Origin of the sequence: Terriglobus sp. TAA 43, assembly GCF_000800015.1 — a bacterium.
GTDB lineage: Bacteria > Acidobacteriota > Terriglobia > Terriglobales > Acidobacteriaceae > Terriglobus.
In genome coordinates this window covers 3,436,382-3,461,708 of sequence record NZ_JUGR01000001.1, presented here as the reverse complement: position 1 = coordinate 3,461,708, position 25,327 = coordinate 3,436,382, and the positions used below count along the sequence as shown (strand labels likewise).

Annotated in this window: 22 protein-coding genes; 15 read left to right on the top strand and 7 right to left on the bottom strand. The window is 59.2% G+C overall.

Annotation, left to right across the window (positions count from 1 at the left end; translation table 11 throughout):
* Positions 1–5: 5 nt before the first annotated feature.
* The 3 genes from M504_RS14655 to M504_RS14645 form a co-directional block, all read right to left on the bottom strand.
* Entirely contained in the window at positions 6–992 is a 987-nt protein-coding gene (locus M504_RS14655) for a zinc-dependent alcohol dehydrogenase family protein (RefSeq protein WP_047492727.1), read from the bottom strand.
* A 110-nt stretch (positions 993–1,102) separates the two neighbouring features.
* Positions 1,103–2,719, bottom strand: coding sequence for a PQQ-binding-like beta-propeller repeat protein (locus M504_RS14650; RefSeq protein ID WP_047492724.1), 1,617 nt, complete (start codon positions 2,717–2,719; stop codon positions 1,103–1,105).
* On the bottom strand, positions 2,719–4,326 hold the full coding sequence (locus M504_RS14645) for a hypothetical protein (RefSeq protein WP_156993801.1): 1,608 nt from the start codon (positions 4,324–4,326) through the stop codon (positions 2,719–2,721). The genes M504_RS14650 and M504_RS14645 overlap by 1 nt, the downstream gene beginning before the upstream one ends.
* A 365-nt stretch (positions 4,327–4,691) precedes the next feature.
* Between M504_RS14645 and M504_RS14640 the strand changes: the two genes are divergently transcribed.
* From M504_RS14640 to M504_RS14615, 6 genes are all read left to right on the top strand, one after another.
* Positions 4,692–5,726 (top strand): alpha/beta hydrolase, encoded by a 1,035-nt coding sequence (locus tag M504_RS14640; RefSeq protein WP_047492719.1) that lies wholly within the window; start codon positions 4,692–4,694, stop codon positions 5,724–5,726.
* Positions 5,727–5,772: 46 nt separating this feature from the next.
* On the top strand, positions 5,773–6,450 hold the full coding sequence (gene tsaB, locus M504_RS21440) for a tRNA (adenosine(37)-N6)-threonylcarbamoyltransferase complex dimerization subunit type 1 TsaB (protein ID WP_052200749.1): 678 nt from the start codon (positions 5,773–5,775) through the stop codon (positions 6,448–6,450).
* On the top strand, positions 6,450–6,923 hold the full coding sequence (gene rimI, locus M504_RS14630) for a ribosomal protein S18-alanine N-acetyltransferase (RefSeq protein WP_052200748.1): 474 nt from the start codon (positions 6,450–6,452) through the stop codon (positions 6,921–6,923). The genes tsaB and rimI overlap by 1 nt, the downstream gene beginning before the upstream one ends.
* Before the next feature lie 52 nt (positions 6,924–6,975).
* On the top strand, positions 6,976–7,611 hold the full coding sequence (locus M504_RS14625; protein WP_047492716.1) for a phosphatidylserine decarboxylase family protein: 636 nt from the start codon (positions 6,976–6,978) through the stop codon (positions 7,609–7,611).
* A gap of 1 nt (position 7,612) precedes the next feature.
* A complete protein-coding gene (gene pssA, locus M504_RS14620; RefSeq protein WP_047492713.1) occupies positions 7,613–8,452 on the top strand; it encodes a CDP-diacylglycerol--serine O-phosphatidyltransferase in 840 nt (279 codons plus the stop codon).
* A 113-nt stretch (positions 8,453–8,565) separates the two neighbouring features.
* The gene (locus M504_RS14615; RefSeq protein WP_047492711.1) at positions 8,566–9,561 is read left to right on the top strand and encodes an Asd/ArgC dimerization domain-containing protein; all 996 of its coding nucleotides are present in this window, start codon (positions 8,566–8,568) and stop codon (positions 9,559–9,561) included.
* A gap of 288 nt (positions 9,562–9,849) precedes the next feature.
* On the opposite strand, the gene M504_RS14610 is transcribed toward M504_RS14615, so the two are convergent.
* Positions 9,850–10,680: an alpha/beta fold hydrolase gene (locus tag M504_RS14610; RefSeq protein WP_047495091.1), complete on the bottom strand. Its 831-nt coding sequence runs from the start codon at positions 10,678–10,680 to the stop codon at positions 9,850–9,852.
* 307 nt (positions 10,681–10,987) lie between these two features.
* On the opposite strand from M504_RS14610, the gene M504_RS14605 reads away from it, so the two are divergent.
* Entirely contained in the window at positions 10,988–11,458 is a 471-nt protein-coding gene (locus tag M504_RS14605) for a hypothetical protein (protein WP_156993797.1), read from the top strand.
* A 6-nt stretch (positions 11,459–11,464) separates the two neighbouring features.
* Here the strand turns inward: M504_RS14605 and M504_RS14600 are convergent, their stop codons facing one another.
* Positions 11,465–12,823 (bottom strand): SGNH/GDSL hydrolase family protein, encoded by a 1,359-nt coding sequence (locus tag M504_RS14600; protein WP_047492705.1) that lies wholly within the window; start codon positions 12,821–12,823, stop codon positions 11,465–11,467.
* Positions 12,824–12,964: 141 nt separating this feature from the next.
* On the opposite strand from M504_RS14600, the gene M504_RS14595 reads away from it, so the two are divergent.
* From M504_RS14595 to M504_RS14585, 3 genes are all read left to right on the top strand, one after another.
* Positions 12,965–14,293: a cell division protein FtsQ/DivIB gene (locus M504_RS14595; protein ID WP_232296293.1), complete on the top strand. Its 1,329-nt coding sequence runs from the start codon at positions 12,965–12,967 to the stop codon at positions 14,291–14,293.
* An 84-nt stretch (positions 14,294–14,377) separates the two neighbouring features.
* Positions 14,378–15,607 (top strand): cell division protein FtsA, encoded by a 1,230-nt coding sequence (gene ftsA / locus M504_RS14590; RefSeq protein WP_047492698.1) that lies wholly within the window; start codon positions 14,378–14,380, stop codon positions 15,605–15,607.
* A 45-nt stretch (positions 15,608–15,652) separates the two neighbouring features.
* Positions 15,653–16,243 carry a hypothetical protein gene (locus M504_RS14585; protein WP_047492695.1) on the top strand — a complete coding sequence of 197 codons (591 nt, stop codon included), beginning with the start codon at positions 15,653–15,655 and terminating at the stop codon, positions 16,241–16,243.
* Positions 16,244–16,313: 70 nt separating this feature from the next.
* On the opposite strand, the gene M504_RS14580 is transcribed toward M504_RS14585, so the two are convergent.
* The gene (locus tag M504_RS14580; RefSeq protein WP_047492692.1) at positions 16,314–17,639 is read right to left on the bottom strand and encodes a sugar porter family MFS transporter; all 1,326 of its coding nucleotides are present in this window, start codon (positions 17,637–17,639) and stop codon (positions 16,314–16,316) included.
* A 295-nt stretch (positions 17,640–17,934) separates the two neighbouring features.
* Here M504_RS14580 and ftsZ point away from each other — a divergent pair, with 295 nt between their 5' ends.
* From ftsZ to M504_RS14560, 4 genes are all read left to right on the top strand, one after another.
* Positions 17,935–19,542: a cell division protein FtsZ gene (gene ftsZ, locus M504_RS14575; protein ID WP_047492690.1), complete on the top strand. Its 1,608-nt coding sequence runs from the start codon at positions 17,935–17,937 to the stop codon at positions 19,540–19,542.
* Between the two features lie 141 nt (positions 19,543–19,683).
* A complete protein-coding gene (locus tag M504_RS14570; protein WP_084214356.1) occupies positions 19,684–21,069 on the top strand; it encodes a penicillin-binding transpeptidase domain-containing protein in 1,386 nt (461 codons plus the stop codon).
* Positions 21,070–21,136: 67 nt separating this feature from the next.
* A complete protein-coding gene (locus tag M504_RS14565) occupies positions 21,137–22,732 on the top strand; it encodes a bifunctional ADP-dependent NAD(P)H-hydrate dehydratase/NAD(P)H-hydrate epimerase (RefSeq protein ID WP_047492686.1) in 1,596 nt (531 codons plus the stop codon).
* A 32-nt stretch (positions 22,733–22,764) separates the two neighbouring features.
* The gene (locus M504_RS14560) at positions 22,765–23,481 is read left to right on the top strand and encodes a M15 family metallopeptidase (protein WP_084214355.1); all 717 of its coding nucleotides are present in this window, start codon (positions 22,765–22,767) and stop codon (positions 23,479–23,481) included.
* Between the two features lie 9 nt (positions 23,482–23,490).
* Here M504_RS14560 and M504_RS14555 read toward each other — a convergent pair whose 3' ends face one another.
* Entirely contained in the window at positions 23,491–24,660 is a 1,170-nt protein-coding gene (locus tag M504_RS14555; protein WP_047492683.1) for an FAD-dependent monooxygenase, read from the bottom strand.
* A 157-nt stretch (positions 24,661–24,817) separates the two neighbouring features.
* Between M504_RS14555 and M504_RS14550 the strand changes: the two genes are divergently transcribed.
* The gene (locus M504_RS14550) at positions 24,818–25,324 is read left to right on the top strand and encodes a hypothetical protein (protein ID WP_156993795.1); all 507 of its coding nucleotides are present in this window, start codon (positions 24,818–24,820) and stop codon (positions 25,322–25,324) included.
* Positions 25,325–25,327 lie beyond the last annotated feature (3 nt).

The following is a 25,327-nucleotide window of genomic DNA, read 5'->3' as shown; positions in this document are numbered from 1 at the left end:
TGCGCTTACTGAATTTCGACAACAACCTTGCCTTTGCTGCCAGCCGCTACGCTGGCGTAGGCCTCTGCGATGTTGCTGGTGGTGAACACTTGCTCGCTTACGAGCGGGCGGAGTAATCCCTTGTCGGCTAGTTCTGTGATGTGTGACAGAATCTCGCCGTGATGGGCGCGGCCCCGGCCTGTTTGCAGAGGCATGAGGGTGAAGACGCCGGAGTATGTTGCTCCTCGGAATGACAGTGGCGCGAGGGCGTGTGTTCCCCAACCGAGACAACTGACGACGTGGCCGGTGTAGAACTTTGCGACGGTGAAGGAGTCGTCGAGCGTTTTGCCGCCGAGCGTGTCGTAGATGATGTCGAAGCCTTCGCCTGCGGTGAGTTCTTCGAGATACTGCGCGGCGGTCTTCTCGTTGTAGTCGATGGGTGTGGCTCCGTACGACTCGACGAGATGCGATTTTTCTTTGGAGACGGTGGCGAATACGTTCGCGCCGTAGGCCTTTGCGATCTGCACTACGAGATGGCCTACTCCGCCTGCGCCTGCTTGTACGAGGACACTCTTCCCTGCTGAAACATTGGCTCGATCGACGAGTCCTTCCCATGCGGTGATTGCATTCAAGGGCAGCGATGCTGCTTCACGCATGGTGAGGTTTTTGGATTTGTGCGCGAGGAGATCCGCGTCCGCGAGGATGTATTCGGCTAGCGTGCCCTGTTGTCCGCCGACGCCGCCGACCATTCCATACACTTCGTCTGCTGGTTTGAATTTTGTGATGCCGGGGCCGACTGCGACGACGGTGCCTGCCATGTCTAAACCGAGCACGGATGGGAGCGGCTGCTTTGCGTGGCCTGCTTTGCCGGAACGGATTTTTGTGTCGAGCACGGCGACGCCGCTTGCGCTGATCTTGACCAACACCTGACCTGCTTGCGGTTCGGGTGTTGTGATTTCGGTTTCAATAAAGTCGCCGTCTTCTTGCTGCACCATCCAAACGCGATGCTTCATTGGTTCTCCTGTGGGTTCCTGTTTCCACTATGCACTGGATGCAAAAGAAAAGGCCCGCTTTCGCGGGCCTTTCTGGTTTTCGTTGCATTTGGAGGCTAACGAAAGTTGAGTTAGAGGCCGAAGCAATAGACGTTGCCGTCGTAGCTGCTCATGTAGACCTTGCCGTTGGCTACGGTGATGCCGGTGAAGTGGTTGAAGGTGGTGATGGTGTCCTTCGAGGACCACAGTTCCTTGCCGGTTTCAGCGTCTAGGGCGTAGATCGTGACGTGGTTGGACAGAGCGGCGCGGTTAGACGAGTCGAAGTTCAGGCCGATGTCAGGCCAGACCTGCTGCGTGTCGTCGCCCGAACCCCAGGTGTAGACAACACCGTTGGCAATGATGGGCGGTTCGCCACGGAACATGTCACGCGAAACCCACACTGGCTTGTAGACGGGCTTGCCGCCTTCTTCCACCAGTTTGAATGCGCCTACGCCGCCTTCCTTGGTGACAGGCGTGTTCTCGATGGGGAACTTGAACTGTGAGTGCTTCGGTCCCCAGAAAGGAACGAGTACCCAGCGTGTGCCAGCCTTGTCTTCCCACGAGGAGACGGCTCCCCACGATCCGGCGGAGGCGAAGTCGACTGCCTCATTGCAGATGTAGGGCGTCTTGATGAAGGGTTCGTGGTGGTCTGCCGTGCCGCCCGGGTTCTGCGGATCGAGGAGGTACAGGCGGCATTCCTTACCGGAGGCAGCCATGTATTCCTTGCCCTTGAAGGTGAAGGCGGTTGGCGTGTTGTTGGGGTCAAGGTCGCGACGACGGAGCCAGTCCCAGTTGGTGGGCGTGAACCAGTCTTTGACCTGCCAGTTGCCGTCCTTCAGGTGGAAGCCGACGACGGAGTTGCCGAGGACGAGGTTGTTGGGGTTCGACGGGTTGTAAATGCCGTCGCCGGTGGTGGTCCAGACGGTGCCGTCAGAGGTGATGACGGGACCACGGCGACCCCAGAGACCGCCGCCACCGCCGAAGCCCTTGGAGGTGGTTACCTTGCCGTAGTCAGGGCCGGGCGTAACGACAGCGGAGAAGATGCCGCCGCGGCCTGCCCAGATGATGCTGCCTTTGTAGAGCTGCAGGGCGAACTTGCTGGTGGAGCCGCCCTTGATGGGTTCCTGGATGTCTTCGCCGGTGACGTTGGAGAGCGTGTGCAGATTGCCGCCGCCGTCAATGACGTAGATGGGACGAACGCCCTTGGCATCGGGTTCGCCGATGACGGGAACGTCGGTGGAGCCGCCGGGGTTGAGGAAGTTGTAGTGACGGGTGTCGGTTGGCTGCGCGGGCATCTGACGCGGCTGGCCGTCAGGACCCATGCGGACTTCCGGCTTGGGCGGCGTGTACTTGAAGTGATGTTCGAAGAAGGGCTTGCCGGACTTCGCGTCGAAGGCGTAGAGCGTGTCGCCGACGCCGAGGATGTAGACGATCTCCTTCGGGCCTTCGGCAGTGGGTACGTTCTGGACGACGAGCGGATCCATGAGGGTGTGGAGGCCCTGCGGATAGACGTCGGTCTTGGTCTTCCAAAGGAGCTTCAGCTTGCCGACGTTGGTCTTGGTGAGGATGTGCTCATCCTTGTTCCAGCCGGAGCGTTCGACGTCGCCGCCGGACATGAGCCAGTTGCCGTTCTGCGCTACGGCCATGCCGCAACCGAGGACGACTGTAGCGATCGCGGAGAGCGTTTTGAGTTTGGTGGTGTTGAACATTAGCGCTCCTCTGGAATGCCGAACTGCAGCAGGGTGTTGTCGTGGGCGGTGACGTAGATGTGGCCGTTGGCGGCGGCGAGCGGCGTGTTGACGTACGACGTGATGGCTGCGCCGCTATTAAAGACTTCTGCGCCGGTGGCGAGATTGAAGATGGTCAGCTTTGCTGGCTTCGCTTCCTTCTCCACTTCGGCAACGGTCTTGAGTTTGCCGCTGGCATTGGTGAGGCTGGGCAGGCCCGAGCTTACGCCAGCGACCAGACCGCCGATGCTGACGGGGCCAACGGGGGCGAGCATGTCTCCCGAAGTCCATGCCGGAACGAGCTTGGCGCGACCTGAGGAGGCGTCAAACTTGAATGCGACGATGGCGCCGTGGGTAATGGGGCCCTTGGAGCCGGGGAACGTGGTGGCCAGCGGGCCGTGGACGGAGGCCAGGATGTAGCGAGTCTTGGTCTTCTCGTCGACTGCGGTGGCGAAGTGACCGGAAATGCCGGCGCCACTGCCCGGCTTTACGAGAGCTTCCGAAGCGAAGAGCGGCGAGTGGTGGTCGCTGCCGCCGGGAGCCGAAGCATCCAGCAGATAGACGTGACCGGAACGATCGCCTGCGAGGATGTAGTCCTTGCCACCTTCAGTGAAGACGGCGGGCGTTACGCCTGGGTCGCCCGGGTGGAAGGCGGGTTCGGCTGCGGGCGTGAACCAGTCTTTGACGGTGAGGGTTGCGGCATCAAGCTTCAGGACCGTGTCCGAGTATCCGCCTGCTACGTCGCCTTTGCCGGTGGGAACGGTGCCGTAGACGAATTCACCCTTGAGGTCGATGGCGGTGCCACCGGCTCCAGCGAAGCCTTCGCCGTTGGTGAGGAAGCTGACAGGCTCTGACCACTTGGGCTGCGTCTTGAATGGCTTGTCCGGCTCGTTCTCAATGGTGGGCGGGGTGAAGGTGGAGGCGTACAGGCCGTTGGCTGTGCCGTTGCAACCGTTGATGGTAGCTGCGATGAAGGTGTCTTTCGCGCTGATGTTCAGGGCCGAGATGTTGGCACCGGCGGGCGCGAGTTTCTGCGACGGAACCCAGCTATTGTTGGAGTCCTGCTGACGCATGGTGTAGACGTGGCCGTCTTCACCGATGTTCCAGAGGAAGCCGAGGCGACCGAAACCACCGCCGCCGCCGAAGCGGGAGACGCTGGAGAGTCCTGCGAGGACGGGTGCCGCGGTGACGCCGCCGGGGCACAGAACGGTGGGCGCGCTGGCCTTCACGGTTTCCTTGCCTGGGGTGGTGCTGGCGGTCTTGAACTCATAGTTCAGGTCGGCGTCGTTCTGGTAGGTGGTGCCGCCAGCGGAGCCGGTCCAGAGGAACTCATGAAAGCCGGTGTAGCCGATGACCTGGGAGATGTCGATGGTGGAGGTGATGGAGTTAAGGCCCATCGCCTTCACAGCCGCGAACTTGTGCTTGTAGAGCAGCACGATTTTGCTGGCGGTCTCGGGAGACAGATGGGTGTCCTGCTGAGCCCAGCCGTCGCGTTGAGGATTACCGGCCACGGTAGGCCAGTTGGCTGCCCATAGGCAGGCGCAGGAACTGGCCGCAACGCAAAGCGACCAGAGAGCTTGTTTCCGCATGCAGAGACCTCACTCAATTACTGAAAAGTACATGTCCGTTGAAGCGTTTTGAGACGTCTCACAACGGTCTTTAAAAAACTGCTTCCGACAGGCCAATCTGGTGGTGCGTTAAGAGAAACGCGTCCCTATGGTCTTCAGTTGGAAGCGAACTGTTTATTCCATTCGCGGTGAGGCGTTGTCAAGAGCTTGTTTTGGGGTGTGATTACAGCCGGGATTCGTGACCGGAAGGGACGGGTGCAGGAACGAGACACGGAAAAGACCGAGCGAATGGCAGAGGTGAGCCGTCTTCTCTTGTGCATGCCTGTTGTTTATATGGTCCCTGGAACAGGGATGCGCTACGAAAGTGAGGTTTTGTGAGAAAGCTCTTGTTTCTTCTGCTTTTAACAGCGGGAGTTGCCGCCGCACAACTGCAGCAATTCAAGACTGTCGATTCGCCTCAGCCTGACGAGAACATCGATCAACCTTGCCGCTACGAGGCATCCTTCCCCGCCGGGAACAAGCCGGTGAAGGCGGCATGGGTTACATACGATCGAGGACCCGACATCACCGCGTTCTACTTCGATCCGGATGTGCTTGCTTTTGCGGCGAAGAACGATCTGGCGATGGTACTGGCTCACCAATGTCCAGCGACGCGAACGCCCGAGAAGGGCGAAATGGACATGTATCCCGAGCACGGTCTCGGGAGGTCGCTTTTCACCGCGCTTCACTCGCTCGGGGATGAGAGTGGGCATCCTGAGTTGGCGCAGGCCAAACTCATCGTCCTGGGGTTTTCCGGCACAGGCGCTTACTTCGGTCATTTTGTGGCGTATGCGCCGAAGCGTGTCCTGGCTGCGATTCTTACCAACCCCGGGCAAAGCGATCCTGACAACATTGACAAGATCAAGCTCGACGAAGATGGAGTGGCTGTGCCCGAACTCATCATCGCGGGCGGGCGGGACAACGTTGGCGGCGTGCTGAAGCCATACGCATTCTATGACCACCACCGCAGCGAAGGAGCGCCCTGGGTCTACCTGGTGCAGAACAACATCCCTCATTGCTGCATCAACAACACACGGGCTTTCATGCTCCATTGGCTCCAAGCGGTCATAGACCAGAGAAAACCTGACCCGCAACGACCTTTGTTGCCGATGGACCTCAAGTCCGGCTGGTACGGCTCCATTCAGCCATGCCCGACGCCATACAAGGACCATTGGGGGTTGCCTCTTTGGAATGTTTGCGAGGCGCACATTGAGCGCGCCGGGAAAACTTTGCCTAACAAAGAAATGCCTTCCGGTTACTTTCCGACAGAGGCCCTGGCACGCGAATGGCTAGCGTTTATCAAGCTGCCAGATCATCCAAAGACATCCTTCTCACGACCGAGCGACCCTAACTTTGGAGACCCAACCAAACTCAACCCTTAAATAGCGTGGACCGCGTTTCGCTACGACGGCTGGGTATCATCAGGGGATGGCCTGGTTGTTGCTTCTGGATACGTGTGGCGAAGGCGGCGGTGTTGGGCTGGCGCGTGTGGATGGGGCGACAGCTGCGCTGGTTGCCGAGCGTTCGTTGCCGGGGCGGGAGACTCAGGAGCGCCTGATGGTGGCTCTGGATGAAGTCTTTGGCGAGGCTGGCGTTACGGGTTCGGAGTTGGATGCCATTGCCGTGGTGCATGGGCCGGGGTCGTTTACCGGAGTTCGCATTGGGCTGGCGGCGGCGAAGGGGTTGGCGGATGCACTGGATGTGCCGTTGATTGCGATTTCGCGGCTGGAGTCGCTGGCTTCGCGATGGTTTGTGGAGTGCGACCCGGAATCATTGAATGAAACAGTGCAGGCCTGGCTGGATGCCGGTCGTGGCGATGTGTTTGTGGGGCGGTATCGCGGCAGTGTGTGCGAAGAGGAAGTGATGCTGCCGGGAGCGGCCGCTGTCGCTCGCGTGGGCGATGCGCCGGTGGTGGTGATGGAGGATCGGCTGGCGGAGTTGTTGTCGCGGGCGTTGCGGGTGAGCCCGGTGGGCGTTCGCGAGGCGTTGGGGATTGCCTTGCGCAAGTACGTGGCTGGCGAGTTTGCGGACACGGCACTGCTGGATGCGAACTATCTGCGGGTGCCGGATGCAGAGCTGGCGTTGCGGGCGCGACAGTGCGGGTAATGGTGCGCGCGGCTACGGCCGATGAGTTACAGCAGGTGTATGAGATCGCTCTGGCGAATCCTTCTGCACCGCAATGGACACCGGCGCAGTTTGGAGAAATTCTGTCGCCCGGCGAAAGCTCGGTGACGCGGGAATTGCTTGTAGCTATGGGAGATACGGCGGTGATAGGATTCGCCGTGATCTCCGCAGTGACAATTGTGTATCCGGTTGAAGCGGAGCTGGAGAGCATTGCCGTGGCTCCGGAATGGCACAGGCAGGGCGTGGGCAGTGCGTTGATGCAGGAAGTGTTGCGGTGGGCTGAATCTGTGGGCGCTGCGGAGTTGCGATTGGAAGTTCGTGTGAGCAACACCGGTGCTCAAAAATTGTATGAAGAGAGTGGCTTCCACTCCAGCGGAATGCGTCCAAGATATTACGCAAACCCCGTGGAAGATGCGGTTTGTATGATTCGCGGAACCAACGTCACAAAAGTGTAAGAGAGCCTAACTTCCGTACGGGAATCCGACGGCATAGGTATCATGGAGCAGTATGGTTCGTGATGGTATTTTCTACGCGCTTGGCCTAATCGTGGTCGCGCTTATCCTTTGGCGATTGACAGGATCTATTGGCATCAGCCTGATTCCAATACTGCTAGCGGTTTTCTTCTTGTGGTTTTTCCGCGATCCCGCGCGCCGCATTCCAACCGGACCGGGTGAGATTGTGTCGCCTGCCGATGGCAAGGTGACCGAGGCGGAGTGGATTGAGACGCCGGATGGCAGCCGCCTGCGGCTGAGCATCTTTCTGAACGTGTTTGATGTTCACGTGAATCGGTCGCCGATTGAAGGCACCGTGAAGCTGGTGAACTATAAGACCGGCCTCTATCTGAACGCGATGCGTGCGGACAGCAACGTGTTGAATGAACAGAACGTTGTGGTGATTGAGAACGAGAACTGCTCGATCCAGGTGAAGCAGATTGCCGGATTGCTGGCACGCCGCATTGTGTGCTGGGTGAAGCCGGGCGATACGTTGCAGCGTGGCGAGCGTTTTGGATTGATCAAGTTTGGTTCACGCGTGGATATCCTGATGCCGCCAGATGCGAATCTGCAGGTGAAGCGCGACGATCGCGTGAAGGGTGGAAGCACGGTGCTGGCAGTGGTTCCGACCAGAAACACGGTGGAAGGCTAACGTGGAGCCTCGCAAGGGAGGCCGGCCAAGACGCGGGTTGTATGTATTGCCGTCGATCTTTACTGGCGGCAATATTGCTCTTGGCTTCTACGCCATTACACAAAGCATGCGAGGGACGAGCGCGGATTACGCGGCGTTTGACCATGCTGCGCTGGCGATCGCGTTTGCGTTGCCGTTCGATGCACTGGATGGCCGCATTGCGCGCATGACGAACACGGAAAGTGACTTTGGTCGCGAACTGGATTCGTTGGCCGATGTGATCACGTTTGGTGTTGCGCCTGCGATTTTGGCATACACGTGGGGCTTCCGCATGTTGCCGCAGTTGACGTATCCGAAACTGCATCAGCGCCTGATTGCGTTTGGACTGGTCGCAGCGTTTCTGTTTTTGATCTGCGGTGCATGCCGGTTGGCACGGTTCAATGTATCGATCAACCCGAAGCCGAGCAATCCGGGGCGGCCGGGGCGCAGATACTTTGTCGGCATGCCGATTCCGGCAGCCGCTGGTGTGATTGCCAGTGTGGTGCATTGCTTCAACGGGTCACCGATTGATAATCCGTGGATTGCGCTGGTGTGGCTGTGCCTGCTGCTGTTCACCGGATTCCTGATGGTGAGCCGATGGCGCTTCTGGAGCGGCAAAGAGATCACGCTGGTGGATAAGCAACCGGTGCGATTGCTGGTTCTGCTGGTGCTGATGGCGGTACTGCTGGAGGAATTCTCAGAGTATCTGCTGATCAGCATGGCACTGGCGTATATGGTCAGCGGCATGTGGGCAAGGCTGATGTATGCGGCGCAGAGCCGACGGGCGCGTCGGATGGGAATGCCACTGCCGGGTACGAATTAGTACTTCGTACCGTTTTCGAAACGCTGCGCGTTTGAGCTTCACTAATCGACGCACGACGCATACGTTTTTGCTGATAGAGTCGCGTTTGGATTCCTGGCATCTGAGAGAGATATATGGCTAAGACGAATTACCGCATTGCGGTGGTAGGCGCAGGGTCGCTGTTGGGCAAGGAAATTGGCGACGAGATCGTTGAGAGCCCGCTGGCTTCTGCTGTGACGATCCTGCTGGATAACGAAGAGGCAAGCGGCACGCTGGAGTCGATGGGCGACGAGGCCGCGTTTCTGCAGACGATGGAGTCTGCGGCGCTGGAGAACATAGACGTGGCGATCTTTGCCGATACGAAGATGCTGCGTGAGTATGCCGGTACGGCGCGTGCCATGGGTGCGGCTGTGGTCGACGCGACAGGCACGGATACAGAGGCGCCGGTTCGGTTGCCACTGTTGCCCGATGCTGCTCCGCTGGATCTGGAGGCGGCGCAGGTGCGTGTGGCGCATCCGGTGACGACGATGTTGGCGCTGGCGTTGTTGCAGGCGGGGCGCGTGGCCTCGGTGAAGGCGGCGTATGCCACGGTGTTGCAGCCTGCGAGTGAGAATGGGCGCGCATCGCTGGATGAGTTGCAGCAGCAGAGCATTAATCTGTTGAACTTCCAGTCGGCACCGACCGAGGAGTTTGATACGCAGGTGGCGTTTAACCTGCTGCCCGCGCTGGGTGAGAGCGCGAAGAATCCGCTGGCGAAGACAGAAGAGCGCGTGGTGCGCGAGTTGCACTCGCTGCTGCCGGGCGGCCCCGTGCCAGTGCTGCAGTGGTTGCAGGCACCGGTGTTCCACGGATTTTCGGTATCGCTGTTTGTGGAGTTCGCACAGCCGGTGACGCTGGAGGCGTTGAGCGCGGCAATGACTTCCGAATCGATGGACCTGGTCAGCGAAGAGGGTGATCCGCCGAGCAATCTTTCGTCTGCCGGACAGGGGCAGGTGCTGGTGCAGGTAAAGGGCGAGGGGACTCGCTATGCGGTGTGGATGGCTGCGGACAATCTGAAGCTGACCGCGAGAACCGCCGTGGCGTGTGCGCTGGAACTGACGCGGTTACGACCGCTGGGCAAGGTGCAGTAAGAAAATTGCTACAGACATGCGAAAGCCCCGGATGCCGGGGCTTTTTGCTGTTTCATGATCCTCGTCCGCGTTAGCGAATGACGGGATGAAAGAAGATGAGGCAAAGAACGCCCACTACGCCGAGGCTGATAATAAACGGCTGCCAGAGGCGGTCCGGTAGGGACAGTTCTTCGTGATGGTGGTCGCTCATGAGATCTCCTTCGGGAACACTTTATATCGTACCCGATTTGTGGGCGGGCTTCGTACGCGTCATTTGAGTACGAAGCCCTTTTGCGGGCGATATTCGCGTTAGCTCTTGATGAATGCCAGGAGGTCCGGGTTGAGGACATCTGCGTGCACGGTCAACATGCCGTGCGGGAATCCGTCGTAAAGCTTCAGTGTGCTGTTCTGCAGCAGCTTTGCGGAAAGCGGGCCGGCGTCCTTGTAGGGAACGATCTGGTCATCTGTACCGTGCAAAACGAGTGTGGGCACGGTGATGGCCTTCAGGTCTTCGGTGAAGTCGGTTTCCGAGAAGGCCTTGATGCAGTCATAGTGCGCCTTCGCGCCGCCCATCATGCCCTGACGCCACCAGTTGTGGACTACAGCGTCGATCGTCTTGACGCCTTCGCGATTGAAACCATAGAAGGGACCGGAAGCTACGTCCTGGTAAAACTGCGCGCGGTTTGCGGCCAGTGCTGTACGCAACTGATCGAAGGCTTCGATGGGCAGGCCGCCGGGGTTGCTGTCAGACTTGACCATGATGGGCGGCACAGCGCTGACGAGAGCAGCCTTTGCCACGCGGCCGGGCTTGGAACGCGCCACGTAACGGGCGACTTCGCCACCGCCAGTGGAGTGGCCGATGTGCACCGCGTTCTTCAGGTCGAGAGCATCGGTGAGGGCGATCAGGTCTGCCGCATAGGTGTCCATGTCGTTACCGTCCCATGTCTGCGTGGAGCGGCCGTGGCCACGGCGATCATGAGCGATGACGCGGAATCCCTTGTCGAGGAAGTAGAGCATCTGGGTGTCCCAGTCGTCCGCGCTGAGAGGCCATCCGTGATGGAAGACGATGGGCTGTGCGTCCTTCGGGCCCCAGTCCTTGAAGTAAATGCTGACTCCGTCCTGCGTGGTGATCGTATCCATGGCGTTCATCTCCTTGTGATCGGTTAGAAAGAAGAGCATTGTGCCGCATTGAGGGCAGCGGTAGGGATCGCTTCTGGCAAGAGAATGACGCATCGGTTGCGCAACAGCCACAATCGATACATCCCTGCCGAGCATACCGAATGCGAATGAATAAGGTGTATCTGAAACTGCGCTAACCCGGAATATCGCTTTGGCCCGATGCGCCCTATGCTCGCGTGTCGCAGATTGGCAAAGCTCGCCAGGCGACGCATATGTCGCTTCCCGCGAAGTCAATCGCGTAGAGTAAACTTCCGTCTTGGAGGCGAATGTGAACCGGAACCCAATGCGATGGACCGTACTACCCGTGCTGCTTGGGGTCGCCACCACGCTCACCGCCGCTCAGCCCACGCCCTTCACGAACCAGTCGAAGCCGATGAAGGCGCACGTTCGCATTCTGGCTGTCAGCAGTTCGTCACACCAGAGCTTTGCGGGAGACCAGGACACCTACCTGGCTGACGTCAGCACCAAGGACAACGAGCACCAGTTTGTGAAGCTGGTTGACCAGTACCCCGGCTTTGGCCTGCCCATTCGTCCGGACCTGCTCCGTAATCAGCAGGTCTTCGAGATGGAAGTGACACGCGAACCGGAGTGCGATGCGCACGCCTCAGACATCTATCTTCGTCCGAGCGACTCGGTCCTCTACGACGGCAGCGTCCGCGACACGCTGAACACGCATGCCGCAGACGCGATTCCCTGCTACAAGACTCTGCACCAGACGATCAAGCTGGCCAAGAAGTAGCTTTAGCTACTTGCGGAACAGCTTCAGATCAATTCCTGCAGCCATCGCTGTGTAACCTGCGTCGGAAGGATGCAGGTGGTCGCCTGAGTCGTATTTCGGGTTGAACTGCAGCGGATGTTGCGGATCAGCAATGATCTTGTCGAAGTCGATGACACCGTCAAACAGCTTGCTGGTGCGGAAGAACGTGTTCACGTGTTCCCGGATCTGTTCGCCGTCTTCGCTGTAGTACTTCGCGCCTTGATCCGGCGTCATTGTCGCGGCGATGATCTTCAGGCCTGCGGCATGCGCCTTGTTGGCTAGTGTCGTATAGGCGTCGAGCATTTCTTTCTCGGTGATGGCGTCCACCGGCGCACGATGCATGTTGCCAATGTCGTTGATGCCGTCGAGGAGTACGACATACTTTGCACCGGGCTGCTTTACGACGTCGCGGTCAAAGCGATCGAGCGCGCTGGGGCCTGCGCCAAACTTGAGCACGCGGTTGCCGCTGATGCCGACGTTGAGAATGCCGAGTCGCTTGGTCTTCTTGTTGGCTGCGAGGAGTGGAGCTAGCTGATCAGGCCAGCGGCGATTTGTATCTGGAGTGGAGCGCGCGCCGTCGGTGATGGAGTCGCCGATGGTGACGATCGCGGCGGAGTGGCCCTCCTTATTCACCTCAACGTTCTTGAGGAAGTACCAGGAGCTGGTTTTGATGACACCGGGAGCGGCGGCGGTCTTGGTGTCTGCTCCGGGCTGGGGCTTCACGATGGGTTCCTGCACCGGCGATTCGCTGCGCGACAGGCTGCGCACGGGGGCGGACACGTCCGGGGGCTGAATGCCGGGAGGGACGGCTGCGGGTGTCTCAAACTCCGGCGCTGCCACGTCGCCGCCGGGAGCAAACCAGGTGGTCGTCATGCCGAGTGCGTGGTAGGTGATGGTGGGCATGGTCTGTGCCGGAATGGATGTCGTGATCACGACGTCGGAGAAGATAGGCACCGTCTCCTTGACGGCATCGGAGTAGGCAAACTGGCCGGGAGCGATGGTGATTTCGGGGCTGCCCGCGAAGGTGAGCGCCTTATCGGTTGCGGGCAGAATTCTTGATCCCGCAGCCAGAAACGCCACGTGTGCGGCGCGGATATGTAGCGGCGTGGTGCCGAACTCGTTGGTGAATGCGACGCGCAGGCGTTTGCCGCCCTGGCTGATGTGCACGACCTGCCGGACGGCTACATCGTCATAGCCCAGCGGCAGCTTCGCCTTGTCAGACGGCTGCGTGAGCGGCATGGCCGCGCTGGTCCAGGTGCCCACCCAGTCTGAGTCTTTCTGAGCAAATCCTGCGGCGGGAAGAAGGGAGGCCAGGACACACAACGGCACAGCAAAGGAAAGTCGCATGGGCGGAATTGTATTTGGTCGCAGCTACCGGCGGTCGAGGGATTGCCCAGGTAGGTTCCCGCAGACCATTGTTTCCGTGCGAATGCCGCATCACAGCACTGTAAGATGGCCGCAGGCGATTCTCCGCGGCCCTGCTCAGGCATGCGGAAGCTTCAAAAGAATGGCGGCGCGGTTGCTGCAGTCCTCGATGACGAGGACGACGTGGCGGCGCGTCCCGGGCCAGTCCCCTTCCGCCGACCAGCGGTCGAATCGGTGCGTCCGCGTCGTGAGATGGTGGACGACTTCACGGAAGACGCCGATACGGAAGCGTTCCTGCGCGCCAGTGGGCGCAATCGTCGCATTCGCCGTGGTCTGATCCCCAAGACTCGTAATGGATGGATCATTGCGGGCGTGTCTGTTGGCCTGTCGCTGGCTGCTGTCGCCGCGGGTTGCTATACCGCGATGCGCTACATGACGACGAGCGATACCTTCCGCATCACTTCGTCGCAGCAGATGGAATTGGATGGCAACAGCCACCTTTCGCGCGCACAGATGCTCAGCGTCTTTGGTGAGGATGTGGATCGCAATATCTTCCACGTTCCTTTGCAGGAGCGGCGCGCGCAGTTGGAGCAGATGCCCTGGGTGGAGCATGCAACGGTGATGCGACTGCTGCCGAATCGTTTGCGTGTGCATGTGACAGAACGCGTTCCCGTGGCGTATCTGCGGCAGGGTGGAGACATTGGCCTGATTGATGCCAGCGGTGTGGTTCTGGATATTCCACCGGATGCTCCGGGCAACTCGCGTTATACGTTCCCCGTGATCACGGGAATTAAAACGGCGGATGCAGCAACGTCGCGCCAGCAGAAGATGCAGCTTTTTGCGGCATTTCTGAAGGATCTGGATTCGGATGGCAAGAACACGTCGTCGCAATTAAGCGAAGTGGACTTGTCCGACCCTGAGGATGTGAAGGCGCTGATTCCCTACAGCAATCAGGACGTGATGGTGCACTTTGGCACGCAGGACTTCCTGAAGCGCTTCCATAAGTTTCAGGAACACATTGCTGAGTGGCACACCACGTATCCGCGTTTGAGCGGTGTGGACATGCGCTACGAACGGCAAGTGGTGCTGCAGATGCCGGCCAAGGATTCCACCGTGGTCAGTGGGCCTGCGGCTGTTGACGCTACCGTTGCACAGAATCCTGCGCCCTCGCAGAAGAGTGCACCAGTTCAATTGGCGAAAGCCAGCGCACCTGTGAAGACGCCCGCTCCTGTGACGAAGGTTAACGTTCCAGTGAAGGCTCCTGCTCCTGCGGCGAAAACGGTGGCGGTGAACACGCCTGCACGGCCAACGGCGCCTGCTGCGCATAAGCCGTCGACCAAGGCACAAGAAAAGGAAGCCGCAACGCGTAAACGAGTGGAAGCGATTAAGGCCTGGATGGCTAAGCGGGAGAAGGCTCGTAGCGCTGCGAAGGCAACGGCAAAGGCTGAGTAGTCGTCAGGGTGGATACCCCCTCCTGTAAAAGCCAAAAGGGGTTGCAACACCGCAGTATCATGCACGAAGGAGTCGTGGCGTTCTGTGAAAGAGAAGAACGACAATCTGATCACCGTACTGGACGCCGGTAGCCAGAAGAGCTGTGTGCTGGTGGCGGAGTTGCAGGACGGCGTGCTGCGTTATCGCGGCCACGGGATTGAACGCTCCAAAGGTATGCGCAAAGGACTGATTGCGGAGCTTGGCCCTGCGGCCGACGCCATCAATCGTGCTGCACTGACAGCGGAACGCATGACGCGCATTGGGATTGAAACAGCCGTGGTGGGCATTGGCGGCACGCATGTGAAGGGCATCAATTCACGCGGCGGTATCTCGATGGGTAGCCGCATGCGCGAGATTACGCGCGAAGAAGTTCGCGCCGCGGTGGATCGTGCACGTTCGGTCGCGCTGCCCGCAGACCGCGAGATTCTGCACCTGTTGCCGCAGGAATTCATCCTGGATGACCAGCCCGGCATTCACGATCCGATTGGGATGGTGGGCACCAAGCTGGAGGTGAATCTTCACCTGTCGACGTGCAGCGGTGGCGTGGCGCAGAGCGTCGTGACGTGCGCCAATCGCGCGGGATTGGAAGTGGTGGATACGGTCTACGAAGGCATCGCTTCCGCTGAGTCCGTTCTGAGTGCAGATGAGCGTGAGCTGGGCGTTTGCCTTGCGGATATAGGCGCCAGCACCACGGAAATGGTGGTGTTCTTTGAGGGATCCGTCGCGCATACGGCTGTGCTGCCCATCGGTGGCGATCACTTTACGAATGATCTTGCCGTGGGCCTGCATGTGAGCACGGAAGAGGCTGAGCAGTTGAAGTTGATCTATGGCAACTGCGTTGTGACCAGCGTGCCTTCGCTGAACGAGATTGAAGTGGGTGGCAACCTGTCTACGGGCGGATCAACCGCGCCACGCCTTGTCCGCCAACGTTTTCTGGCAGAGATTCTGGAACCGCGTGCGCGCGAGTTGTTCACCATGCTGCGCGACAATCTTCGCCAGGGCGGTGTTTTGGAAGCGCTTGGCACAGGTGCCGTGCTGACCGGTGGCGGCGCGAAACTGGCTGGCCTGCTGGATGTGGCAGAGAGCCTGTTGCGCACGCCCGCACGTATCGGATCGCCGGTACCGCTGTCGCGGATGCCGCAGGAACTGGCCGGACCGGAGTTCGCCACCGCCATTGGGATGCTGCTGTACACCCATCGCACCCAGGTGCGACGCGCCAGCGAAGAGATGGGCCTGAAACAGAAGCTGAAGTCGCTATTTGCAGGTAGCTTCTAAAGGACTCCCCGGTTCCTGCTGCCATGCAGGTAAACTCAATAGCATATGAAGTTGAAGTTCCTGCATCTGGTTCTGGCGGCAGTTGCCCTGCCACTCGTCACGATTCATGCAAATGCCCAGATAGGCGTCTACGGCACTGTTAACGTGGAACGTGCGTCGGGCGTGGCCTGCAAGGACGCTCCTCTGCCCTGCTCGTACAACGATGGCGTGGATCGCGCGATTGGCGGCGGAGGCGGCGCGTACTACCAGTGGAAGCAGATGGGACCGGCCCTGTTGGGTGTCGACGTGCGCGGAGACATTTACAAGAGCAACAAGTCCGCCTCGTATGTTCTGTCTGGCAAGAATGCATTCCGCATGGACGGCGCGCTGGGCGGCGTTCGGGCTAGCTTCTCCGCGGACAAGGGCTTCCTTACGCCCTACGGGGAAGTGCTCTTCGGATGGAATCGGCGTGATCGCATCGATAACTTCTTCGCCTACCGCGTTGTGGGCGGACTGGATATCAACCTGCTGCCGATCATGGCCGTTCGTCTGCCCGAAGTGGGCATTGGCCAGAACATTGGCATGGGCGGCGTGAAGTCCAATACTGTGCAGTCTTTGAGCGTTGGCATCGTCTTTCACACACTCCGCAATCGATAAGCTTCAACAAGCTGATAACGCAAGAAGGCCCGGCGAATGCCGGGCCTTCTTCATTGCCATACACACTTCGTTAGTGGCTCAGATGCGCTGAGATATCTTCCAGTGACACGTTGCTTGTCTCTGGATACATTGTGCTCACCAGCACCAGGTCCAGCACCATCATGGCTGAGAAGAACCAGAAGGTTGCAGCGCTGGAGCGGCGAAGCATCACCGGGAACGCGTACGAGATGATCGCATTGAAGATCCAGTGCGATGAGCTTCCCAGTGCCTGTCCCTTTGCGCGAACCGCCGTGGGGAAGACTTCGCTGATGTAGACCCACACCACTGCGCCCTGCGAGAACGCGAAGCACGCGATGTACGCCATCAGCAACCAGACCAGCAGGCTCTTGTGCGCGTCCATGTGGAAGATGAGACCCACCAGGAAAAGGCAGATCACCAGACCAACAGTACCGGTCAGCAGCAGTTTCCTACGGCCAATTTTGTCGATCAACGACATGGCGATCAACGTTGCCACCAGGTTGGTTGCGCCCACTGCGACAGACTGTCCTGCGCTGGAGATGCTGGTAGCGCCGCCGAGACGGAAGATGTCGCTGAGGTAATAGAGGATGGCGTTGATGCCGGAGAACTGCGTAAACGCGCCCACCGTTACGGCAACAAAGATGCCGCGCGCATGCGCCTTGCGGAACAGCGGCATGTGAGCCACGGCTCGTTCTTCGTTGATTTCGTCTTCAATGCGCTGGTAACGCTTTTCCGGATCGGGATCGCCAATCAGGTTGAGCACTTTCAGAGCTTCTTCCTTGCGGCCCATCATGGCCAGCCAGCGCGGGCTGCGCGGAATGCCGAACAGCGCGATGACAAACAGAGCGGCAGGAATCGCCGCTACACCAAGTTGCCAGCGCCACTCTGTTGCACCAAGCTGCAGCAGGCCGATGGAGTAGTTCGACAGGTAGGCGATGAGAACGCCCACAACGATGTTGACCTGGAAGAAGCCCACCAGACGTCCGCGATATTGCGCTGGTGAAAGCTCCGAAATGTACATGGGGCCCAGCACACTGGAACCGCCGATAGCCAGGCCGCTAAGAACACGGAAGACGATGAGTGAAGGCCAGCTCCACGCAAAGGCGCAGCCCAGTGCTGCAACGAAATACAGCGCAGCCATGATGCGGAGGCTGTCGCGACGCCCAAGCTTCTGGCCGGGAATGCCTGCGGTCAGAGCACCAATGACGGTGCCAACGAGCGCGGAGGCCACAGTAAAACCGAGTCCGCTGGGCGACAGGTTGTAAAGCGCTGTCAAAGAGGCGTTGGTGCCAGAAACCACGACCGTGTCAAAACCGAAAAGCAAGCCGCCGAGACCGGCCACTGCTGTTGCGCGTATTACCTGCGCATTGATCTGCATACGCCTCCGAAAAACTGCCTGAAAGTGTTCACTGCGCACTGTACATGGACGAACGCATTCCGCGAAACTTCGGGGCTGTCTTTCCTGTAAGGCCCACTTCAAAGGCTTCAATTTTCAGAAATCGCATGGGAGGAATCAAGTATGGAACTCTGTGCGAGATTCGGCGAGGTTTTGCACGAGCATCCTCACTGCCTGACGTGACAGAATCACAGAAAGCGCATTGTGCAAATGCGCAAAGCTGTTTCGCATTTGCGATTGTGTGTTTCCCCCTGCCGGAATGAAGGAGTCCCCGACCATGATGCCCGATGAAGATCTGCGAATTCACTACCACGACGACATGCAGCGCGGCGCGCGCATTAAGGTCATCGGCGTAGGCGGCGGCGGCAACAACGCTGTGAATCGCATGATCGCCGCAGGTGTGGAGGGCGTGGAGTTCATTGCAGCCAACACAGACGTGCAGGCTTTGAAGACCTCCATGGCTCCGGTGAAGCTGCAGCTTGGTGTGAAGCTCACGAGTGGGCTGGGCGCGGGTGCAAACCCGGACGTGGGCCGTCGTGCGGCACTGGAAGATTCCGACAAGATTATTGAAGCGCTGGAAGGCGCGGACATGGTGTTCGTGACCACTGGCCTTGGTGGTGGCACAGGCACTGGCGCTGCGCCGGTGATTGCATCGCTGGCCAGCGAAATGGGCGCGCTTACGGTTGCCGTGGTGACGCGGCCATTCTCGTTTGAAGGCAAGCGCCGCATGATGCAGGCTGAGCGCGGTCTGCAGGAGTTGCTGGAGGCCGTGGATACGGTCATTGTGATTCCGAATGAGAAGCTGCTGGCAGTGGCTAAAGACGCCGGCTTCTTTGAGTCGTTCCGCATTGCTGACGATGTGCTTCGTCAGGGCGTGCAGGGTATCTCGGACATCATCACGATTCCCGGCATCATCAACCGCGACTTTGCCGACGTGAAGACGACGATGGCAGGCATGGGATACGCCGTGATGGCTACTGGCGTCCGTAGCGGCGACAACCGCGCACGCGAAGCAGCCACGGCGGCCATGGCATCGCCCCTGCTGGAGGCTGGCGCCATTGACGGCGCACGCGGCATTCTCATCAACATCACTGGTTCGTCGTCCCTGAAGCTGAGTGAAGTGAATGATGCGGCTGTGCTTATCCAGGACGCTGCTCACGAAGATGCCAACATCATTTTCGGTGCAGTGCAGGATGAAAAGATGGGCGACGAGATCAAGATCACCGTCATTGCCACCGGTTTCAAGGAGCCGAAGCAGGACGGACTGGAGCGTCGCGAGCGTCTCCTGGAACCCGGCCCGGCCCGTTCCGTAGCTGCTGCAGAGCAGGGCTACGTTCCGCCGATTCAGCCACGTTATGTGGCACCGCCACCCGCCCAGCAGCAGCCCGTGACTCCGCCTGTTCGAACGGTTCCGCAGCAGACATTCCCCGTGTCCCAACCGACCTTCGGGACGCCCACGCCCGTAGCGCAGCAGCCGCAGAACTTTGTGCCGCAGAGCGAAATGCCGCAGGCGCCTGCCTCGAGCCAGCCGCAACCCATTCGTTCCGAGGGAGTTCCGGCATTCCGTGCGGAGGCGCAGCCATCTGCCGCTCCGGTTAATCCGATCTACACCACCGCGCCGGAGCAGCCGCAGACGTTTAACGCTCAGACGGAGCCCTCAGAACTGGTACCTGTGCCGGCCAGCGTCTTTGACGACGACTTTTTCCTTCGGCCTCGCCGGGCAGACGGCACTTATGTGGTGGAAGAAACCACAATTCGGGTGGAAGAGACCACGATTCGTACGGATGTCCGCGTGCCCTCGTTTGGGGGGCTCGCGCCTGCTGAACCGCAAGAAGAGCACGACGAACTCGATATCCCCGCATTTTTGCGCCGGGGAAGCCTGTAACTTAGTCTGGAAACTGCCCGGCTTGGGCTCCAGACGTCTAAATTTCAGGGACCGGGAGATCTGCGGCAGGGGACCGCAGACCGGGCGTCCTTCCCGCCTCGCGACGATTGCGAGGCGAGTCTATGAAGGAGTTTCGTGCCGATGCGTTTTCTTTCACCTCTGCGTGTTGCGGCCTGTTCCCTGCTTGCTCTTTCTGCTGTTGTGGCCACACCGGCCATGACGAAGAACACGAAACAAGCCCGCCACAGCAAGTCGCAGTTGGCACATAGCTCCACGGCGCACACATCCACAAAGAAGACTCGTAAGGCGGCTACTGCTACCAACGTGGTCGTGGTGACGCACGGCAAGCGCCGCGTGGTTCGCCGCGTCCGTTACGTTGAGCACTTCAGCGCACCGTCGTTTGCCACGAACGTGGACAACATCACGCTGGGCGATGTCACCTCCGGAGAAGATCCGCTTGTCCGCGCATCGTTGATTCAGGCACTTGGCAACATGAACGGCACCGCGCTGGCGATTGATCCGCAGAATGGCCGCGTTCTGGCGATGGTGAACCAGAAGCAGGCGCTGGGACCCGGCGCAGAGCCGTGTTCCACCATCAAGCTGACCGTGGCGCTGGCTGCGCTGTCCGAAGGCATCATCACCAAGGACACGCCTGTGAACCTGGGCCATGGTTACAAGATCGACCTGACCTACGCCCTTGCCCGGTCGATCAATCCGTACTTTGAAGAGCTGGGCCGCCAGATGGGCTTTGAGACCGTGAAGCACTATGCGAACCAGTTTGGTCTGGGCGAGCTTGCGGGCTACAACATTGCGGGCGAGCAGCTTGGTGTGTATCCCGATCATCCGCTGCCGGAATCCAAAGGCGGCGTGGGCAGAATGTGCTCCTTCGGCGAAAGCGTGGAGATGACGCCGCTGCAGCTGGGCGCGATTGTGGCAGCCATTGCGAACGGTGGTTCGCTGTTCTATCTGCAGCACCCCACTACGCCTGACGAGATTGCCAACTTCCAGCCACGCCTGAAGCGCACGCTGAACATTCAAAAGTACATTCCAGACATGCTGCCGGGCATGGCAGGCGCGGTGGACGCTTCTTACGGTACGGCGCGTAGTCTGCGCACCAACTTCAGCGAATTTCCTATCCTGGGCAAGACGGGCACGTGCTCTGACAATGGCACGCGCTTCGGTTGGTTTGCGGGGTATGGTGATGGGCCCAATGGCCGCATCGTAACGGTCTTCTTCCTCACCGGAGGACGGCCTACCTTCGGACCGAAGGCTGCAGAGCTGACCGGTGTGTTCTATCGTGCGCTTGCAGACAAGAGCTACTTCCAGCAGCACGCCGTTCCGCAGGTAGCGACATCGCCGGCGACCGATCCGTCAGCCGCTGCGACAGCCGTTCCTGGACAGAGCCCCACTCCTGCAGCGTTGCCCACCAGCAGTCTTCCTGCAACGGAGACAACGGGAACACCTTCAACGGCTCCGCTGCCAACGGGATTTGCGAAGCCCTGCGCCGTGAATGCAACCACCTGCTAATACGACGCATTTTGAATGACAGGAGCCCGGCGCATTGCCGGGCTCTTTCTTCTTAGAATGGAGCAGCATGAAGATCCTGACCGCAGCCGAGATGTCCGCCGCAGACCGCGCTACCGCCGAACGTTTTGGAGTTCCCTTTGGCGAACTGATGGAGCATGCCGGAACGGCCGTGGCGAAGTTCACGCAGCAGCAGTACCCAACGGCGAAGAACATCCTTGTACTTGCCGGAGCTGGTAACAACGGTGGTGATGGATTTGTTGCGGCGCGTGTACTGCTTCAATCTGGCCGCAACGTGGAAGTGCTTCTGCTGGGCGACGCCGCGAAATTGAAGGGCGATGCGGCTGCAGCGTATCAGTCGCTGGATGCATCCGCTATCCGCGTGCTTGCAGATGAAGCTGCCGTAAAGGAGACGCTGCCGAATGCAATTCGTGAAGCCGATGTTCTTCTGGATGCCCTTGTTGGCACAGGCTTCACACCGCCGTTGCGTGGCTCGGCTGCTATAGCTCGCGATATCGTTGCAGATACAACGATTCCAGTTGTCGCGGTTGATCTGCCCAGCGGATGGGATGCAAACCTTACGGAGACGTATGCCGATGGAGCGTTTCGCGCGAATGCAGTTGTAACCTTTACTGCGCCGAAGCTTGCGCACGCATTCGGGCATCTGACCGCGCCTGATGTGTTTGGCCCTGTTGTTGTTGCGCCGATTGGTTCTCCCGATGCAGCGATTGAAAGTGAGCAAAAGCTCACATGGACGGGCGCAGCGAAACACATCTTCGAAACGCCACGTCCTTTCGAATCGAATAAGGGCATGTATGGTCATGTGTTGCTGATTGGCGGTGCAGCAGGCAAGGCAGGCGCGCCTTCCATGTCATCGTTGGCTGCTCTGCGCGCTGGTGCAGGTTTAGTCACAGCTGCCGTGCCAACGTCGATTTTGAACACCGTTGCGCTGATCACGCCGGAGCTTATGACTCATCCGCTCAGCGAAGACGCAACCGGCTCTGTTGCGCTTGCGAACCTTCAGTCGAAAGACCAATGGCTGAAGAAGATTTCTGTTCTCGCTATTGGTCCTGGGTTGGGCACGAATGGCGAAGCGTCAGAGTTTGTGCGGCGTCTTGTATTGGAAAGCGATATTCCGCTGGTGTTGGACGCTGACGGTCTCAACGCATTCAAAGATCAGGCTGCATTACTGAAGGAAGCTTCACGTAACGGCACACGCACCATTGTTCTCACGCCGCATCCTGGCGAGATGGGAACGCTGCTTGGAATCACGGCAAAACAGGTGCAGGCGGATCGATTGAATCTGGCACGCAGCTTCGCACAGCAGCATGGCGTGACACTGGTGCTGAAAGGTTCTCGGACACTTGTAGCGCATCCTGACGGTTCGATTGCAGTGAACACCACGGGCAATCCATCCATGGCGAAGGGCGGTTCCGGCGATATCCTTACCGGCATTGTTGCTGCGTGTCTTGCGCAAAAGCCTGATCAAGTTCGCGAAGCTGTAGCGTCTGCCGTTTATCTGCATGGGCTTGCGGGTGACTTCGCTGCGCGCGAGATGGATCAACACACCGTGCTTGCTACGGACACGGTCGCTCATCTCAGCAGAGCTTTCCGCTATCGCACGGCAGACAGCATTGGCGATTGGATCTGCGGTTTGCACGATTGATTCTGCGGCCATCTCATGCAAACATCAGCACCATGAAGCGAACACTTCATTTCTTCTGCAGCGCTGTTCTTGCATGCGCCACACTGCATGCGCAGGCACCTTCGTTTCGCATCACACCGCTGCATCCCGTGGAGCAGCTTCGCGCCGAAGCGCTTCAAGAGCAGCCACCGAAAGAAGCTGGCAACTTCCGCGCGCCTGACCTCGTTGAACTCATCACGCTCGATCCCACCATCAAGCTCGACATTCGCTATGCGACTTCGAATAACTTCCTTGGAACGCCGGTCTACACGCAGGCTCGTGCATTCCTGCAGCGGCCTGCAGCGGAAGCTGTAGTGCGCGCCAGCAATGCGCTACGTCCGCTTGGCTATGGGCTGATCATTCACGACGCATATCGCCCTTGGTACGTGACGAAGATCTTCTGGGATGCGACGCCGAACCATCAGAAGATTTTCGTTGCAGATCCAAAAGCCGGATCGAAACATAATCGCGGTTGTGCGGTAGACCTGTCCCTTTACGATCTGAAAACGGGCGAGGAAGTGACCATGCCCAGTGGTTATGACGAGATGACCGAGCGCGCCTATGCTGATTATTCCGGCGGCACCGCGGAAGAACGGCAGTTACGCAGTGTTCTTCGTCACGCCATGACGAAGGAAGGGTTTGAGGTTAACCCAACCGAGTGGTGGCACTTTGATTACCGCGACTGGAAGCAGTACCCCATTCTGAATATCCCGTTCGAGAACATTCGATAGGAAACCTACCTAACGGTTATCGATTTCAGACATGCGCCTTGCCATCGCTTGTCCCATGGCAGGCACATGTCCCGCCAGTCCCAGAATGGCTTCTCGCAGCAGATGTGTCAGTGGGTTCTGAGAAAGCACCAGCTTCGTCATCTTGTCCGTTGTATTCACGACGGAATGCGCGATCTTCAAACGCTTCTCTTCCCATGAAGCCAATTCCGATTCATCGCCAGTACGGATCGCTGTTGCCAGTGCACTTGCGAGTGAGACTGCGTCCTGCACGCCAGTGTTCATCCCTTGCCCACCGGCAGGCGAGTGCACATGCGCTGCATCGCCAGCGATAAGCACACGGCCCTGCCTCAGCTTGCTCGCCACCCTATGTTGAATACGGAACCGCGAAGACCACACCACGCGATACACCTTAGCACCGGAGACGGTTCGCGTATCCAGGATGCGCTGACAGTCGTCCACTGCAGGATTTTGCGGTGCATTTTCCTGCGTGGCGATGATGCGCCAGATGTTGTTTGGCAACGGGGCTATCAAGGTGATGCCTTCGTCGCCTAAGAACATCTCAAGCATGTTCGCGGTTGCATGCGGTGAAAGCGGCCAATCCATCTCGACGTCTGCCAGCACGAATGACTCTTCATAATTGCCGCCGGTGAAGGCAATGTCCGTAGCCTGACGTACTGTGCTGTGCAATCCATCACAGCCAACCACCCAGCGTCCGCGCAGCTCCTGCACGAGGGTGCCAGCGGCCGTATAAGTCACCGTGGCAGAATCTGCAGACTGAGTGAGCGAAGTGACCTCAATGGGGCGATGAATACTTCCACCCAGCTCCCGCAGCTTCGCCACCAGAATTTCTTCCGTCAGATTCTGCGGGAGAGCCAATGCAAACGGATACTTCGTTGGCAGTTCATCGAACGCAATGGTTGCCTTGACGGCTCCGCCCTTTTCCCGCAGATGCCCCGCACGCAACGGAATGCCGCGCGCCACCATGATGTCGCTAATGGCAAGTGGCTCCAGTACTTCCAGCGTACGCGCGTGAACAACCGTGGCGCGAGATGTATTTGCACCCTCCGCGACCCGGTCAAACAACATGGGCGCAATGCCAAGACGCCGCAATTCCGCCGCCAGTGCCAGCCCCGTAGGCCCTGCGCCCACAATGATCACGTCTTCCATACGTGTTGCCATGCGTCCAAGTCCCTCCGTGCACTCACGTTACGGTCATACGACCGACTTCGTCACGACCTTTATAGAACGGATGCCATTACGGGGACAGTTGCAGAAGCAACAGTGGCGCCAGAATGCGCGACAACCCGACCGCCGGCAGGATTCATCCCAATGGCTGATGCGAATTGTTTTGCACAGTGCATTCCTGCTGTTTTTTGCAAGCGCCCTTTCGGCGCAGACCGGTTCCCTGTCGGCGGCGCCACCGGCACAGGGTGCGCTCTCGATCGTGGGAGACCGCGACTCCTCCCTGCCGATTGTGACCATGCGCAATACGTTGGGCATCGCCACCGGCACGCCCATTGAGGTGCGCCTGGACGCAGAAATAGACAGCGCTCGAGCCGTCAACGGTCAAAAGCTGCAGGGCAAACTGGTCAAAGCTGCTGGCAAGGCTCCAGCGGGCAGTCCGGTGGAACTAACCGTGGTTTCTGTCGCCGCAGCCGGGCAGATGTCCAGCGCAGGCGAACTGAGTCTACAGATCGTGCGAATGAACGGTCAGGACGAGTTGAGCCAGGTGATTACAGAGCAGGGCAAGCGAGGGGCACGACTGACAGCCGATGCTGCCCCCGCAAAAGGTACGGAGGCAAGCATTTCCCCGCAGCAGACTCTCATCTTTCCGGCCTACTAAGGC